The 17,218-nt window shown below is 33.3% G+C and carries 15 protein-coding genes; 8 read left to right on the forward strand and 7 right to left on the reverse strand.

Annotated features, from left to right (window positions below; genetic code table 11):
- Positions 1-2: 2 nt before the first annotated feature.
- Both asnB and H0V01_11375 read left to right on the forward strand, forming a co-directional pair.
- Entirely contained in the window at positions 3-1,901 is a 1,899-nt protein-coding gene (asnB, locus tag H0V01_11370; GenBank protein MBA2583970.1) for an asparagine synthase (glutamine-hydrolyzing), read from the forward strand.
- On the forward strand, positions 1,902-3,077 hold the full coding sequence (locus H0V01_11375; protein MBA2583971.1) for a glycosyltransferase family 4 protein: 1,176 nt from the start codon (positions 1,902-1,904) through the stop codon (positions 3,075-3,077).
- Between the two features lie 129 nt (positions 3,078-3,206).
- Here H0V01_11375 and H0V01_11380 read toward each other — a convergent pair whose 3' ends face one another.
- Positions 3,207-4,037 (reverse strand): NYN domain-containing protein, encoded by an 831-nt coding sequence (locus H0V01_11380; GenBank protein MBA2583972.1) that lies wholly within the window; start codon positions 4,035-4,037, stop codon positions 3,207-3,209.
- A 155-nt stretch (positions 4,038-4,192) separates the two neighbouring features.
- Here H0V01_11380 and wcaF point away from each other — a divergent pair, with 155 nt between their 5' ends.
- Positions 4,193-4,750, forward strand: a complete 558-nt coding sequence (wcaF, locus tag H0V01_11385; protein ID MBA2583973.1) for a colanic acid biosynthesis acetyltransferase WcaF — start codon at positions 4,193-4,195, stop codon at positions 4,748-4,750.
- A 6-nt stretch (positions 4,751-4,756) separates the two neighbouring features.
- Positions 4,757-5,506: a glycosyltransferase gene (locus H0V01_11390; protein ID MBA2583974.1), complete on the forward strand. Its 750-nt coding sequence runs from the start codon at positions 4,757-4,759 to the stop codon at positions 5,504-5,506.
- A gap of 70 nt (positions 5,507-5,576) precedes the next feature.
- Here the strand turns inward: H0V01_11390 and H0V01_11395 are convergent, their stop codons facing one another.
- Positions 5,577-6,497: a hypothetical protein gene (locus H0V01_11395; protein MBA2583975.1), complete on the reverse strand. Its 921-nt coding sequence runs from the start codon at positions 6,495-6,497 to the stop codon at positions 5,577-5,579.
- A 156-nt stretch (positions 6,498-6,653) separates the two neighbouring features.
- Here H0V01_11395 and H0V01_11400 point away from each other — a divergent pair, with 156 nt between their 5' ends.
- The 4 genes from H0V01_11400 to H0V01_11415 are packed head-to-tail and all read left to right on the forward strand — an operon-like array spanning position 6,654 to position 11,779.
- Complete coding sequence (locus tag H0V01_11400; protein ID MBA2583976.1) at positions 6,654-7,607, forward strand: DUF561 domain-containing protein; 954 nt, start codon at positions 6,654-6,656, stop codon at positions 7,605-7,607.
- Positions 7,608-7,631: 24 nt separating this feature from the next.
- Positions 7,632-8,870 (forward strand): insulinase family protein, encoded by a 1,239-nt coding sequence (locus H0V01_11405; protein ID MBA2583977.1) that lies wholly within the window; start codon positions 7,632-7,634, stop codon positions 8,868-8,870.
- An 18-nt stretch (positions 8,871-8,888) separates the two neighbouring features.
- On the forward strand, positions 8,889-10,169 hold the full coding sequence (locus H0V01_11410) for an insulinase family protein (GenBank protein ID MBA2583978.1): 1,281 nt from the start codon (positions 8,889-8,891) through the stop codon (positions 10,167-10,169).
- An 11-nt stretch (positions 10,170-10,180) separates the two neighbouring features.
- A complete protein-coding gene (locus tag H0V01_11415) occupies positions 10,181-11,779 on the forward strand; it encodes a gliding motility-associated C-terminal domain-containing protein (protein MBA2583979.1) in 1,599 nt (532 codons plus the stop codon).
- Positions 11,780-11,939: 160 nt separating this feature from the next.
- Here the strand turns inward: H0V01_11415 and H0V01_11420 are convergent, their stop codons facing one another.
- The 5 genes from H0V01_11420 to H0V01_11440 all read right to left on the reverse strand — a co-directional run bounded on the left by H0V01_11420 (position 11,940) and on the right by H0V01_11440 (position 16,978).
- Entirely contained in the window at positions 11,940-12,905 is a 966-nt protein-coding gene (locus H0V01_11420) for a threonylcarbamoyl-AMP synthase (GenBank protein ID MBA2583980.1), read from the reverse strand.
- A gap of 32 nt (positions 12,906-12,937) precedes the next feature.
- Positions 12,938-13,831: a rhomboid family intramembrane serine protease gene (locus H0V01_11425; GenBank protein MBA2583981.1), complete on the reverse strand. Its 894-nt coding sequence runs from the start codon at positions 13,829-13,831 to the stop codon at positions 12,938-12,940.
- Positions 13,832-13,861: 30 nt separating this feature from the next.
- Positions 13,862-14,671 (reverse strand): rhomboid family intramembrane serine protease, encoded by an 810-nt coding sequence (locus H0V01_11430; GenBank protein MBA2583982.1) that lies wholly within the window; start codon positions 14,669-14,671, stop codon positions 13,862-13,864.
- A 57-nt stretch (positions 14,672-14,728) separates the two neighbouring features.
- Positions 14,729-16,567, reverse strand: a complete 1,839-nt coding sequence (mutL, locus tag H0V01_11435; protein MBA2583983.1) for a DNA mismatch repair endonuclease MutL — start codon at positions 16,565-16,567, stop codon at positions 14,729-14,731.
- Positions 16,568-16,681: 114 nt separating this feature from the next.
- The gene (locus tag H0V01_11440) at positions 16,682-16,978 is read right to left on the reverse strand and encodes a hypothetical protein (GenBank protein MBA2583984.1); all 297 of its coding nucleotides are present in this window, start codon (positions 16,976-16,978) and stop codon (positions 16,682-16,684) included.
- Positions 16,979-17,218: the final 240 nt, after the last annotated feature.

Here is a 17,218-nt window from a genome sequence, read left to right on the forward strand (position 1 = left end):
ATATGTGTGGAATTAATGGAATATACAGCCATAATGGGGCCACGGAATGTTTTCCCATCCTAAATAAAATGAATGATACTCTTTCTCATCGGGGTCCTGATGATAATGGTGTTTTTACAGAAGGCCCGGTAGCTTTAGGTCATTGCAGGCTTTCTATCATTGACTTATCCAGCGCAGGACATCAACCTATGAGTTATGCCAACAAAAGATTTACAGTTGTTTTTAATGGTGAAATTTACAACTACAAGGAGTTACGTGAAGAATTAAGAAAAACTGATAATTCTTATTTGGCTGAAACATTTACAACAAATACAGATACAGAAGTTTTGCTTGCTGCATTTAAAAGGTGGGGAAAAAATTGCGTCAATAAATTTAACGGTATGTTCGCTTTTTCACTATGGGATTCTCATGAAAAAGAATTGTTCATTGCCCGCGATAGGCTTGGTATTAAGCCCCTTTATTATTTTAAAGATGAAAAAAAATTAATTTTCTCCTCAGAAATACGTCCCTTATTAAATACCGGTTTAATTCCTTTAAAATTAAACCGCTCAGGACTTATTGACTATTTGCGGTATCAGACTGTTCATGCTCCTTTTACAATAGTTGAAAATATTTTTATGCTTCTTCCCGGTCATCACATTACCATAAATGAAGAGGATTTCAGCATAAAAAAATATTGGGATATAGTTGAGGAGGCACTTGAAGAGAAAATTCCTTTTAGTTATGAGGATGTTTGTAAAAAAACAAAGCAATTGTTATTTGAATCAGTTGAAAGGCGCTTAGTTGCCGATGTTCCTTTTGGTGCCTTTTTATCTGGTGGAATTGATTCCAGTGCTGTTGTTGGTATTATGACTGAAGTTTCAGAACAAAAAGTAAATACATTCAACGTTTCTTTTGATGAACAGGAGTTTAGTGAAGCTAAATATGCTGCTTTGATTGCAAAAAAATTTAAAACAAACCATCATGAAATAAAACTTAGCCCTTCTGATTTTTTAAAAAATCTTCCTTTGGCACTTTCTTCTCTTGATCACCCAAGTGGTGATGGTCCTAATACATGGATTGTTTCTAAAGTAACGAAAGAGGCAGGAATTACAATGGCACTTTCAGGACTTGGTGGGGATGAATTATTCGCTGGATATGATATTTTTAAACAAATGTATAAGTTACGTGAAAACAGGTGGTTGTTAAGCTTTCCTATGTTTTCAAGGACTCTTGCCGGATTCGCCCTGAAATCAATTAAACCTGGAGTTGCATCGGATAAAACAGCAGAAATATTAAAACAGGATTATTTTGATATTTCAACAGTTTACCCTCTTTACAGGCAGGTTTTATTGGATAAACAGATTTATAAACTACTTAAAGGTTCCTCCTTACCGCCTAATAAAGTTGCAGAAATGTTAAAATCAACTGTTGAATTTGAATCTGAAGGTTTTGCCTTGCCTTCAATGGGTCGAATTTCTGTAGCTGAGATCTATACTTATATGCAAAATGTACTTTTACGTGATGCTGATCAAATGAGCATGGCACATGCCCTTGAAGTTAGGGTGCCTTTTTTGGATTATAACTTGGTGAAATTTGTTTTAGCTGTTCCGGATGAATATAAATATCCCCATACACCTAAAAAATTATTAACTGATTCACTCAATGGTCTGCTTCCTTCCGATATTGTTAACAGGCCAAAAATGGGCTTTACCTTTCCCTGGAAACATTGGATGAAAAACGAATTGAGGGAATTTTGTGAATCAAAGCTTAAAAGCTTATCTTCTCGTGATGGAATCAATCCTAAGGAAGTCAACTTCTTGTGGCAGCAATTTTTGAAAGATAACCCACGAATTACATGGTCACGGATTTGGTACCTTGTGGTATTGGAAAACTGGCTAATTGAAAATAAGATTACCTAAATGGATAAAAAGAAAAGAATTCTTGTGTTTATTGATTGGTTCCTTCCGGGGTATAAAGCAGGGGGACCTGTACAATCGTGTAACAATCTTATTGAGCAGTTAAAGGACGAATATGATTTCTCAATAATTACAAGAGATACAGATTATTGTGAGCAAACTCCTTACCCCAAGATTAAATCAAATGAATGGATAATAAATCATCAGGGAACCAGAGTTTATTATATTTCAAGTGATAAACTCTATCGTAAAACAATCAGGCAATTAATAAAATCGGAAGATTTTGATTTGGTTTACCTAAATGGTATTTATTCCTTGTATTTTACACTAATTCCTTTGTTTTATCTTAAACGTGTTTTTTCTTTACGGCTTGCATTTAAAACTTCCGAAAAAAAAATTATAGTTGCAGCCAGGGGGATGCTTTCTCAAGGGGCTGTTTCAATTAAAAGGAATAAAAAAATGCTTTTTATTAAATCATCAAGGATAATTGGATTGTTTAGTAATGTGATTTTTCATGCCACAAACACAGAGGAAGCAAGGGATATTACTTTGCATTTTGGAGCAAATTCAAAAATTTTTATAGCTCCGAATTTGCCAAAGAAATTTACCTCAAATACCCATACATTAAGAATAAAAGAAAACAGCTTGGTTAAAATTGTAAATATTGCAAGAATAGCTCCTGAAAAGGGATTGCTGACTGCGCTTTTGGCCCTGGAAAATGTAAATGCAAGAGTTGATTTGGATATTTATGGACCATTGTATGATGAAAATTATTGGCAACAGTGTAAATTACAGATTAAGAAACTGCCCAAAAATATTTCCGTAAATTACAAAGGAAGTATACCAGGTAATGAAATTGATGGTGTTTTAAGGAAATGTCATTTTATGCTAATGGCAACAATGGGAGAAAACTACGGCCATGTTATAATTGAATCTTTATCAGCAGGCTGTCCCGTTATTATTTCAAATAAAACACCATGGAAAAATTTAACTGAAAATCTTGCCGGCTGGGAAATTAGTTTAAATGAACTTGAAACATTTTCAAAAGTTATTGAAAAATGTGCACAAATGGATCAGCTTGATTACAATAAATGGTCAAAGGGAGCTTATTTATATGCAGAAAAATTCATTAACAATGCTGAAATTTTGGAACAGAATCGTGAATTATTCCGATTTTAATCTTTTAACTAACTTGAAAATTTAAGGAATTATATTTCCACAATTGCTTGTTCCAAATAAATCGAAAAAAAAAAGATACCGTCTCTTCAAATTAATCCTGCAAACTAAGTACTCTGCTTTTTTATTAAATTAATATTTTTGTTTAATATAAACAGAAGTGCCATTATTTCGGTATTCTAATTCATATTTTTCAGATAAGGATTTAAATAAGCTGGTTAAGGAGTTAAAACCAAAAGTTCTTGGGTCAAAACTTGAATCCAATCTTCTTAAGGCTTCACCAATTGCACCCAAATAAGCAGATTCATCATCTTGCTTCACCATATCAAAAGCGGAATTTATCATTCGAATTTCAAGTGGTTGTTTAGTAATTTTACTTTTAATGGAATTTTTTTCAGATTCTAAATTTATATCCGTATTTATTTTTTCGAAATTATCGAGCCCATGCTGTTCATTAATATTCTCTGGAATAGTTAAACTAATATTTTTTCTGGAATTTATTTTCTTTTTAATAGCAGCAACAGTCTCATCAGGTGTTAAATTTTCAGTAAAAATAAATAGTTCGCAAGCCTTAACAAAGGCATCCGGGGTCTTAGCTTGCCCAATTCCCATTACAAATACTCCTTCTTCTCTTATCCTGTTGGCAAGTCCGGTGTAATCGCTATCACTTGATATCAAACAAAATGCATTTACTAGTTTACCGTGCAGTATATCCATTGCATCTATTATCATTGCGCTGTCGGTGGAGTTTTTGCCTTTGGAATAGGAAAATTTCTGCATAGGTCTAATTGCAAAACTATTGAGTTGTGTCTTCCAACCATTCATGCTCGGGGAAGTCCAGTCACCATAAATTCTGCGAATGGTAACTTTACCGTATCTTCCTGTTTCTGTTAATATGTCTTTTAATAAATTGGGCTGTGCATTGTCTCCGTCTATGAGCAAGGCTATTTTTAATTCGTTCATTATTTTATTTATATTTCTAATCAAACTACATAAACATTTAAATTTACAAATAATTTCAGGAAAAATTAGTTATTTTACAGGAAATAAGTCTGAATACAGCCCAGTTTTTTTTAGGCTGACTTTATTTTTAATTTTGATTGAAACTTATTTATTTAATGGTATATAAAACTGATCTGTCTTCTTTTAACAATAAGTGGTTTAAAACTGGTGCTTCAAAACCTAAAAGAATTTTGTGGTATTATGTAAACCTGATTTTCTTTCTTTCTCCGATTTTCCCATCCTATAAATTAAAAGTCAGATTACTTAGGATGTTTGGGGCAACAATTGGTGATGGAGTATTAATTAAGCCATCTGTGAATATTAAATACCCCTGGAAATTAATTATATATAATAATGTCTGGATCGGTGAAAATGCATGGATTGATAATCTAGCATTAGTTACCATTGGAAATAATGTTTGCATTTCACAGGGAGCGATGCTTTTATGCGGAAATCATAATTATAAAAAATCTACTTTTGATTTGTTAACAGGTGCAATTACAATTGAAGAGGGGGCCTGGATTGGGGCAAAAGCAATTGTTTCTCCTGGAGTTAAATGCTTTTCCCATTCAATTCTAACTGTTGGCTCAGTTGCAGTAAAAAATTTAGAGCCTTTTTCCATTTACCAGGGAAATCCAGCAGTAAAGGTAAGAGACAGGGTTCTTATAAGCTAAAACAGAATGAAAATTTCCATTATTACCATTTGCTTTAACAGTGCTGATACAATTGAGGATACGATTAAATCTGTACTTTCACAAAACTATCCCAATATAGAATATATCATTGTTGATGGAGAGTCAACGGATAATACCAAGGTAATTATAGAAAAATACAGGGATAAAATAAACACATTTATTTCTGAAAAAGATAATGGAATTTATTCAGCAATGAACAAAGGAGTTAAATTAGCTACTGGTCATATTGTTGGAATTTTAAATTCAGATGATTTATACTCCGATCCAAATGTAATTACCAATGTTGTTAATAAATTCTTAAATCCAAGTGTGGAAGGTATTTACGGAGATTTGGTATACGTTTCCAGAACCAATACCGATAAGGTTTCACGTGTTTGGAAAGCAGGAGAATACAAGGAAGGAATGTTTTTAAAAGGATGGATGCCCCCTCATCCTTCATTTTTTGTTAAAAGAAACATTTATGAAAAGTTTGGGATGTTCAATACCCAATTAACTTCTGCTGCAGATTACGAATTAATGCTTCGTTTTATTCACAAAGAAAAAACCAAAATTGCTTACCTGCCTGAAGTTCTAGTAAAAATGAGAGATGGTGGAAAAAGTAACATCTCAATCTTCAACCGGATAAAAGCAAATAGGGAAGATTTGCTGGCATGGAAAATTAATGGTCTTAAGCCAGGACCTTTTACACTGATTTTAAAACCATTTTCTAAAATAGGACAATTTTTAAAAAGATAAATTCAAACTTATTTCCAACAAAAAAGGCTGCAAATAATGGCAGCCTTTTTTGTTGGGTCTATTTAAAATTTTAGAATTTAGCTCTTGTTTTACGTTTTTTACGCCCACCCTTACCCCAAATAAAGTTATACTGAGAACGGTAAAAATTACTTTTACCCCTAATCACATAACTGTAATTGATTGTGGAAACAAAATAGTTATCCTTGTTACTTGGATCCCCACGTTTTTCGCCTGGAGCATAATTGTTTCTATGAGGAATACCCTCACCACTAATTTCGTTCCTTCGGTTAGCTATAGCAACAGTGTTAGGATCATTATTCAATTGCTCGTTGGTAGCATATTGTGTACTGATATCATCCAGGTAATCAGTAAAGGTTTTTCTCCAACCAAATTCCCAACCAATCCTATGCTTTCTTTTGTAAGTATAATAAAATCCTACTCCCATTGGAATACTCATTTGAATTCTGCTGTAAGGTTTTATCTGGCCTTCGGTGCGCAAAGGCTGTAATTTCACCCATTCACCATTGTAATTTGTTTTTGGACTGTGATAAAAGGCTCCTAATCCAAAAAATACATACGATCTAAAATCTAATCTGAACCTCCTTGAATTTCCAATATCATTGGGTTGATAAAAGTTGATTTCTGCAGTTCCAGCCAATTCCACAATATCATTCCTGAAATTTAAATTTCTTCCAACTCGGCCTGGATTTGTAGATAAATTATCTGAACCTTGTATTCTTAAACCCGAAAGACTCCCTTTAACCAGTAATGTTGGACTAATTCTGTGACGCGCAAAACCAGTGATAGCTGGACGTGTTTGGCTGATTTTAATGTCATTTACAAAACCTCTTCTGCTTTTTGCCAAACCTCCAATTTCTCCAAGATAATTAGCACCACCAAGTCCAAAACCATAATCCCAGGCATACTGGGCTATTCCGGTTGCTGGAAGGATAAACAAAGAAAGAAATAGTATGAATAAATATTTACGCATCAAGCACAAATATATATAAAATATTTTTTGTTTAATAAATTGAAGGAATTAATTTTAAATAAATTATACAATTAGATTGTTTAAAAGCAAATCCTTACATGTTTTTAATGCTTGCTTAATTTATTAATTTCGCTCAAAATAAAGGAATTTGCAGTTATGGATAATCCTATTTCAAAACTTTTCAACATTAAATATCCAATAATTCAGGCAGGCATGATTTGGTGTAGTGGCTGGGAGTTAGCCTCTGCCGTGAGTAATGCAGGAGCATTGGGCATTATTGGTGCAGGTTCTATGTATCCTGAAATTTTAAAAGATCATATTCGCAAATGTAAAGCAGCAACCCCTAAACCTTTTGCTGTTAACCTTCCTTTACTTTATCCTGAAATGCAAGCCTTGGTTGACATTGTTATTTCTGAAAAGGTTGAAATAGTTTTTACTTCAGCAGGTAATCCCTCTACATGGACCACAAAGCTAAAAGAGAATGGAATTAAAGTTGTACATGTTGTTTCAAGTGCTAAGTTTGCCAGAAAGGCAGAGCTTGCTGGTGTTGATGCTATTGTTGCTGAAGGATTTGAAGCCGGAGGCCATAATGGAAGGGAGGAAACAACAACAATGTGCCTTATTCCATTAGTAGCAAAGGCTGTTTCAATTCCTGTTATTGCCGCTGGTGGAATTGGAAGTGGGAGAGCTATGCTCGCGTCCTTTGCTCTAGGTGCTCAAGGAGTTCAAATTGGAAGCAGATTTGTTGCATCACAGGAATCCTCAGCGCATGAGAATTTTAAAAATAAAGTAATTGAAGTTAACGAAGGAGACACTATCCTTTCCCTTAAAAAACTCTCTCCGGTTCGTTTAATCAAAAACGGATTTTATCAACAAATTCTCCAGGCTGAAGAAAAATGTGCATCAAGAGAAGAACTGCAACAGATTTTAGGTAGATCAAGAGCAAAAAAAGGAATGTTCGAGGGCAATTTAGAAGAAGGTGAATTGGAAATAGGCCAAGTAGCAGCATCAATTAATGAAATAAAGCCTGCAAAGGAGATAATTATGGAAATAATAGCAGAATATAACGAAGCATTAGAGGAAATTGCTTCACAAAAATATAATTGGTAAATTTAAATTAAAGAATTTTAGAATATGATTGAATTTGATCGTTTTCAATTAAACAATGGATTAAAAGTAATTGTTCATAAAGACACTTCAACCGCTATTGTTGCAGTTAATTTGTTGTATGATGTAGGTGCAAGAGATGAAACTCCCGATAAAACAGGTTTTGCTCACTTGTTTGAACACCTTATGTTCGGGGGGTCCATCAATATTCCTGTATATGATGAACCTTTGCAAATGGTAGGAGGAGAAAACAATGCGTTTACTTCAAATGATATGACCAATTACTACCTTACATTGCCAAAAAATAATATTGAAACTGCTTTTTGGCTAGAGTCTGATAGAATGTTAAGCCTTGCCTTTACAGAAAAGAGTCTTGAGGTTCAAAAAAATGTTGTAATTGAAGAATTTAAACAACGTTATTTGAACCAACCCTATGGTGATGTCTTTTTATTATTAAGACCCCTGGCATATAAAATACACCCCTACAACTGGCCAACAATTGGAAAAGAAATTTCCCACATTGAAAATGCGACAATGGAGGATGTAAAAGGATTTTTCAAGAAATTTTATGCTCCAAACAATGCAATTTTGGTTGTTGCTGGCGATGTTGATACCCAGCAGGTTAAAGAATTGGCAGAAAAATGGTTTGGTGAAATTCCCAGAGGCCCTGAATTCATAAGACAATTACCAAAAGAACCTGAAAAACTTGAACCTGAATATCTTACAGTTGAAAAAGATGTTCCTTTTGACGCCCTTTATATGGCTTACCATATATGCGCCAGAAAAGCAAAGCAATATTATACTGCTGATCTTATTTCTGATATTCTTTCCCGAGGAAATTCTTCAAGATTTCACCTTGAATTGGTGAAAAAAAAGAAAATTTTCAGTGAAATTAATGCTTATGTAACCGGGGATTTTGATGAAGGATTATTTATTATTAGTGGAAAAGTTGTTGAAGGGTTTTCCATTAAACAGGCCGAACAGGCTGTTTTTGAAGAAATTGAAAAGTTGAAACTTGAACTTGTTGAGCAAAATGAACTCGATAAAGTCAAAAATAAAGTGGAATCTTCCCTTGCCTTTTCAGAATTGAGTGTTTCAAACAAGGCTATGACCCTTGCCTATTATGAATTATTAGGTGATGCAGAAATGATTAATCAGGAAATCGGTAAATATATGCTTGTATCTCCATTAGAAATTAAAAAGCTTGCAAATGAAATATTTAAGGGGCAAAATTGCTCTACACTTTATTATTTATCAAAGAAATAATTATAAAACAAATAGAATATGCTCGATAGAAAATTAGCACCGGAGTTTCAAACCTTGGATAAAATAGCCATGGTCCAGACAGTGAAGCATGTGCTTGAAAATGGGGTGGAACTTTATTCCCTGAATGCTGGAACACAGGAGGTTATTAAAATTGAATTTTTATTTACAGCCGGAGAACGCTATCAAACTGCTCCCTTGGTTGCTTCTACAGTAAATAACTTGATTAATGAAGGTACAGATAAGCACAGTTCTGAAGAAATTGCTGGTATAATTGATTATTACGGTGCATTTTTTCAAACTGAAACCGGTAAAGATTCCTCATCTGTTGTTTTATACACTTTGGAAAAACATTTGAAAAAAGTATTGCCTGTAGTTAAAGAAATACTAACAGAAGCTGCTTTTCCAGAGAATGAATTACAAACATTTATACAGAATTCAAAACAAAAATATCTTGTTGATAATCAGAAAGTAAGTAGCATTGCCAGAAAGTATTTCTTGAACATGTTATACGGTGATAAGAACTACTACGGCTATACAGTTCAACTTGAGGATTTTGATAAACTTGAAGATACAAGCAGGCTAAAAGATTTCTACAGAGATTATTATGCCTCAAACCGATGTACAATTATTGCAGCGGGAATGGTAACGGATGAAGTTATAGATCTTTTGTCATCTGTTTTTGGAAGCAATTGGAAAAGATCAGAATCCTTTTTGGTTGATACCATGCGCATTCTTGATCCTTTGGAAAAACAAAAAGTGATTGAAAAACCAGATGCAATTCAATCGGCTATCAGAATTGGAAGGAATTTATTCAATAAAACGCATGAGGATTACATGAGCATGCAGGTTGTTAACACCATTCTGGGTGGTTATTTTGGTTCAAGACTAATGGCTAATATACGGGAAGATAAGGGTTACACCTATGGTATTGGCTCAGGATTGGTTTCATTGCAAAAAGCAGGCTATTTTTTTATTTCCACTGAAGTAGGGGTGGATGTATGCCAAAAAGCCATTAATGAAATATATTTCGAATTAAAACGTTTAAGGGAGGATCTTGTATCTGAGGCAGAATTAAATCTGGTTAAAAATTACATGACTGGTGTTTTTTTGAAAAACACAGATGGACCTTTTGCTCTTTCAGAAAGATTTAAAGGAATTTTCGAATACGGATTGGGCTATGAGTTCTATGATAGGTATTTAAATACTATAAAAACAATAACCCCGAAGCAAATCAAGAATATAGCCAATAAATACCTGCAACAGGAAGATTTATTGGAATTGGTGGTTGGAAAAAAGTAATAAAATAATTAATGAAGCCCTTATTGTGGGTAACAAGAATTCTCTCAGTATTGAGAAACTTAATTTCATGTGTTTGTACTCTTATCCTGTTTCTTACAGGATTTTCTCACAGCCAGGCTGCGGGGTTTATGATCAATGAGATTAATCTTGTTGAATCCCCTGTAATCATTAAGCCACCTTGTGATCCTTTACAACCAACTTTAATTGATTCAGTTAGTGTAAATCCTTTTACAGGGGCTATAAGAGTTAGTTGGTTCCAGAACCCTTCCCCTGATGTTGTGTATTACGTTGTATATGTTTACAATGCCTCAACCAGTCCACCTTGGGATGCTATTGATACTGTATATGGGGCAGCAAACCTCTCATCAACCATTACAAATTACAACTCTGCTACTGGGAGTTATACTTTTGCTGTTTCCGCTCACGATAATTGCGGAAATTCAAGTTTTTTCTCCCTTGATGCAGCTCACAATACAATTTTTTCAGAAATGGAATATAATGCTTGTGAACTGGAAATTAATTTGAAATGGAACAAATACAAGAATTGGCAAAATGGAGTTCTCAATTATAAAATATGGGCTTCTGTGAATAATGGGGCATATCAATTAATTGGAGTTACTTCAAATACAGACACTACTTTTAAACATTCCTCAGTAAGCTCTCAAGCCAATATTTGTTACTATATACAGGCAATATCACAGAGTGGAAATAAAACTTCAAAATCCAATAAAACTTGTGTTTTTACAAATTTCCCCGGTTCCCCTGCATTTTCATATATAAGATATGCTACTGTTACCGGGAACACTCAAATTAAAATAGCTGCTTATGTGGATATAACTGCAAATGTATTAAATTATATAATTGAGCGTAAAACAACTGGAACTTTTGCAACCATTGCAGAAATTTCACCTGCTCAGATTACAGGAGATTCGTTTGAATATACCGACAATGATGTAAAAACAAACGAAAACAGCTATGTATACCGCTTTAAAACTATAAACAATTGCAATAAGGAATCGGGAATTTCGAATGAAGCTAAAACTATTCTACTTGATGTTCAAAACAATACAGATGCAATGGTGAACAGCTTGAAATGGAATGATTATTTAGGTTTTGATGTCTCCGTTTCATCTTATGATATTTATCGTGGTGTAGATGGGATTTACACTAAAATTGCCAGTTTACCTGTCGGTTTTAATTTTTATGAAGATAATATTTCTGATTTTCATTCTACCAGCGGTGAATTTTGTTATTTTGTTAAAGCAATAGAGGGAGTTGGAAATGTATATGATTTTAAAGAAGAAAGCAACAGCAATCAAAAATGTATAGAACAAAGCCCCTTTCTATATGTACCTAGTGCTTTTACTCCTATGGGAAATAATCCGATTTTTAAACCTGTATTTTCCTTTGTTGAACCTTCATCCTATTTTTTTGCAATTTATAATAGATGGGGAGAACGATTTTTTGAAACCTCTAACACCCAGACTGGTTGGGATGGGAATACTAAAAATGGCCCAGCCCCAATTGGAGTTTACATTTATCATATAGAATATGGTTCTGCTTTTGGCCAGTCATTTGTAAAAACAGGGAGTGTAACTTTAATTCGGTAATTTTAAAAGCGTTTTTCCTTCAATAAAATCAATTGTTTTTTGGCTTATAAAACGTTTCTTACTTTTTTAATTTGTTTTAAAAAAGAGCTGGTAAATAATCAAATTGGTTGTAATTAAATAAACCCCGCAACCCCAATAGGGTCAATTTTAGAAAATGAATTTAAATTGAATTATGCCCTGCTTTTTTTAATCTGTCATTTATTGCCCTTCCAAGACCTATTTCTGGAAATTCCTCTGCAAGTATAATATCCAGATTTAATTTATCAAGCATTCTCATTGCAGAAAACAGTTTTTGAGCAGCTTCCTGTAGATTTCCCTCAGGTGATAAAATCATTTGCTGAGAAATAGGAACTCCGGGATAAGTGGTTTTAAATGATATTATACCTGTTTTTTTAGGATCGTAATTAGAAATCATTTCATTTATTTTACCTGTAAGCATTGCAGTAGAAGTGGCATAATGACTTTTCAGTCTTCCTGGAGTAGTTGGTAGTTTTTCCAATTCATTTAATAAAATTGCTTTTTTACCCGTTTCAGTTTCTATATCTTCTATACTTAATCCTCCTACACGATAAATTAATAGGTCTTCTGAAAAATCAAATCCAACAATTGTTGACTCAATTCCTACACTACAAGGGCCACCATCCAATACAAATGGAATAGCTTCTCCCAATTGAGAAACAACATGTTCAGCAGTTGTAGGGCTTACATATCCAAAGGGGTTCGCACTAGGAGCAGCCAAAGGGAAATCTATTATTTCCAATAATTGCAAGGTTAATGGGTGGCCTGGAATTCTTACAGCAATTACAGGACTGCCGGCTGTTACTAAATCTGGAACATTGTCTTTTTTAGGTAAAAGAAGGGTTAATGGTCCAGGCCAAAATTTTTCCGCTAGTTTAAGTGCAGGTCCGGCAAGATCAGCAAATTCAAAAATTTTATCAATAGAATTAGTATGTACAATTAAAGGATTGAAAAATGGCCGCTTTTTAACTTCAAATATTTTTGAAACAGCTGTTGGGTCAAATGCATTTCCTGCTAAACCATAAACTGTTTCGGAAGGAATTGCTATTACTTCTCCCTTTTTCAAATATTCAGCCGCCAGTTTTATATCTGTAGAAATTTTCGCCATTAAATAAAAGATTAGGATAATAAATGGTCTTACTATAGATTTTTACTAATTTTAAATAGAAATTCCTTTTCCTCTTTGGTCAGGCTTTCGTACCCAGATCGCGAAATTTTATCCAATATATCATCCATTTTTTCCTGCTTTTTAATTTTTACTTCATTGTAATCCTGATCACTTAATTTTTTTTTGTAAGCCACTTTCAATTTAGAGCCTGGTTTAAATAAACGGGTAAAAAAGTCGGCTATATTTTCAAACCAACGGGCAACATTAAATCCTTTTTTTAAACTACTGATATAAATATATCCATAAATTGCTCCACCTAAATGAGCAATATGTCCTCCGGGATTACTTGATTCAATACTTATTACATCCAACAATACCAGAAAAATCACAATATATTTCAATTTTACCGGACCAATAAGTATAAGGTGTACAGTGTAATTGGGAACGAAAGTGGCGGCAGCAACAAGTATTGCCAAAACTGAAGCAGAAGCTCCCATTGCAATGGCATTTGGAAGTATGTTTTCAAATGCAGGAAAGGCGTTAAAAGCAATGATATATAAAATAGCCCCTGAAATTCCTCCTAAAAAATAGGTGCTAATAAACTTTTTGTCACCCAGGTATTCACTAAATATCCTTCCACCTAAATATAATACGAACATATTAAATAATATGTGCATGAAATCTACATGAAGAAACATATAGGTAATTAAGGTCCAAGGTTTTCCTAAAAGAGATATTAAATCAGCCGGAACAGCGAAATATTTTATTAATGTCCGAAAGGAATCATCTCCTAAATTCATTAAAAAATAAATTAGTTTTACTAGTTTCACACAAATAAAAACAACAATATTTACAACAATTAGCTGTATTAATGCCGAACCAGCAATAAATTTATTTTTCAATTCTGCAAAAACAGGATTATTCATAAAAAATCATAATAAAATGTATGAAATAAATTAATATGTACGATTAGTCCCCCACATTTTAATCAATATGAAACCAAATAACATTCCGCCTAAATGTGCAAAATGAGCCACATTTGATGTTAAATCTGTAAAACCTGAATAAAGTTCTAACGCACCATATAAAATTACAAAGTATTTTGCTTTAATTGGTATTGCAAAGAAAAGATATAATAGAGAGTTGGGAAACAACATTCCAAATGCGAGCAAAAGCCCGAAAAGTGAACCACTTGCTCCTACAACAACTGGTGCATTTAAATAATCCTCCTTATAATTTGCTATGAATTTTGTCGACAAATTCAAAGCTTCCTGTTTTTGGCCCTGTTCTAAAAGGGCATTATACGAAGATCTGAAATCATTAAAATTTGACAGAATTTCAGTTGAACTAATTTTAAAATACTCTGAGGATAGAAATTTAGTGAGTTCTTGTTGAGAAGGAGAATTTAGATAATCATTAACCATCTGCAGTGTTGGAAGCATTTGATAATAAACAATTCCATAATGTAGAACTGCAGCTCCAATTCCCGTAATTACATAAAAAATTATAAACTTTTTAGCGCCCCAAAAATTTTCTAAAACACTTCCAAACATCCAAACAGCAAACATATTAAAGAAAAGATGAGTGAAGCTTCCATGCATAAATAAATAACTGATAATCTGATAAGGTTGAAACTTTTCAGCAAAAGGGAAACGAAGCCCTAAAACCTCGATTAAGCTGAAATCAAACCTGTTTTCAAGAACAATTGTAGCCAGAAAAAACAATCCGTTTAAAATCAATAAATTTTTTACAACGGAGGGCAGCATATTGAATCCACCTGGTCTAATCATTGTTTGAAGGGATTAAATTTAAATTAATGTTTCTCATTTTCTGAATTTTTGCTCCAGTTCATCTAAAGGAAGGGTAATTACAGTTGGTTTTCCATCTGGAGAACTATAGGGCTTATGACATGCAAAGAGCTCATCAACTAAATTGCGCATCTCATCCTCTGAAAGATTTCTTCCTGTTTTAATTGCAATCCTTTTTGACATTGCTCTACACAGGCTGTCTTTTTTATCGAGCTTTAGTTCAGAAACATTAATTTTATAATGTTCCAGCGCACCTTCAATAATATCGCGTGCCTCACTCTCAATCACACCAGAGGGGATCCCATTTATTATGAAAGTATTATTTCCAAATTCTTGAATATCAAAACCAATAGATTGAATATCTGGTAATAATTCTATAATTAGTTGTGCATCCTTAACTGGAAATTCAAAAGAAATAGGAAAAAGAACTTGTTGACTGTATCCTTTTGATTGGTCAATAGAGTTGTAAAAATGTTCAAAAAGCACCCTTTCATGTGCTCGTTGCTGATTAATTATTACCAACCCTGATTTTATGGTTGTAATAATATAAGTTCTTTGAAGTTGATAATAAAGCGGCTTTTCGCTTGTTTTCTTTTCCCACTTAGGATTTAACTCCTGCTGAAGATGTTCTTCTTCAGAATTTTTTTCAGTTAAATCCGATTTAGTGTTAAAATCATTTGTATAAAGCTGCTCCCAATTGCTTAGATTGTTTTTTTGCAAAGTTTGAACGGGAGTGGATTTTTCTGAATCGAAAGGATTAAAATTGGGATTAACCTTAATTCCAGGCATTTTTGCATCCTTATCCCGGAATGAAAGAGGTAAATTAAAATTACCTTCTTGGTCAAAGTCTAGGGTAGGGGTGATATGATACTTTCCAAGTGCCTGGCGAACTGAAGATCTAATTATTGCATAAATGGATTTTTCATCTTCAAATTTTATTTCCGTTTTTGTTGGGTGAATATTTATATCTATGGTTGATGGATTAATGTCAAGCATGAGAAAATATGCGGCAAATGTTCCGGAAGCTATAAATTCTTCAAAAGCAGTTTGAACTGCATGGTGAAGATATGGACTTTTTATAAATCTTTCATTTACAAAGAAATATTGATCACCTCGAATTCTTTTTGCAAACTCAGGTTTACCAACAAAGCCCCTTATTTTCACTATTTCAGTATCTTCTTCCACAGGAACAAGTTTTTCATTGTAATTGTTTCCAAAAATAGCTGAAACTCGTTGTCTTAAATTACTCTTTTCCAACATGAAAACTTCCTGGTCATTGTTGTAAAAAGAAAAAGAAATATGAGGATTTGGCAACGCTACACGTTGAAACTCCTCAATAATATGGCGTGTTTCAACAGCATTTGATTTTAGAAAATTTCTGCGTGCAGGTACATTGTAAAAAAGGTTTTTGATGCAAACTGAAGTTCCCGTGGAACTTTGTACAGGCTCATGTTTTATTAGTTCAGAACCCTCAATCTCAATTAAAGTACCCAAATCCTCACCTTCTTTTTTTGTCTTTAATTCCACTTGCGCAATTGCAGCAATTGAGGCCATAGCCTCTCCTCGAAAACCCATAGTTCGTATGGAAAATAAATCATCTGCTTTACGGATTTTAGAGGTAGCATGACGTTCAAAACACATCCTTGCATCAGTTTCGGACATCCCACTGCCATTGTCAATTACTTGGATCAGGGTTTTTCCCGCATCCCTAATTATTAGTTTGATGGATAGAGCACCTGAGTCAATTGCATTTTCCAACAATTCTTTCACAGCCGAAGCAGGCCGTTGAACAACTTCTCCGGCAGCAATTTGATTCGCAACTGAATCAGGAAGTAATTGTATTATATCGGCCATTTAAATTTTCTCAAATATTGAATTAGTAAAGTTGAAATTAAGAGTTTTATCGTTTAGGTTTTACCTAAATTAGTATTTCACTGCGAATTTTAATTACAGGAAAAATAGCAATTTTTATTTAAAGAGGTACCAAAGAACAATGACAATAAGAAAAACAATAACAATTATCCTAAGGTTATAATTACTTACACTCTTAGCATAAGTTTTACGGCCCCAGCGCTCTTTTAATTTTTCTTTGAAGATATCAGAAGAATGTTCGCCTGTTTTTTTTTCGGAATTTTGAAGTTCATTTTTTATTGTTTCATATCTTTTTTTCATTTGTTCATTTGCCTCATTGTAATATAAAGGCTTGTATTCAAACTCTTTATGTTTAGCCTGTTTGAATAATGATGGAAGTTTTGGCGTTAACATGTCTAAAAATTAAAGTTTACAAAAATAGCTTTTATTCTTTCATTCCAAAACCTGATTTACCTTTAGAATTATTTAAAAAAAACAATTTTTTCATTTAAGAATATAAACGAATTTACCTCGTTAATATTCTAATCCTAAACAATAATAAAATCAACTCCTTGCTGTTAATAAATAGCTTTTTGTTTCGAAAAACATCGCTGTTTAAATCCTAACTTTAACCCTGTTAACATTTTATTTAAT

The sequence above is a fragment of the Bacteroidota bacterium genome (assembly GCA_013696965.1).
GTDB lineage: Bacteria > Bacteroidota > Bacteroidia > JACCXN01 > JACCXN01 > JACCXN01.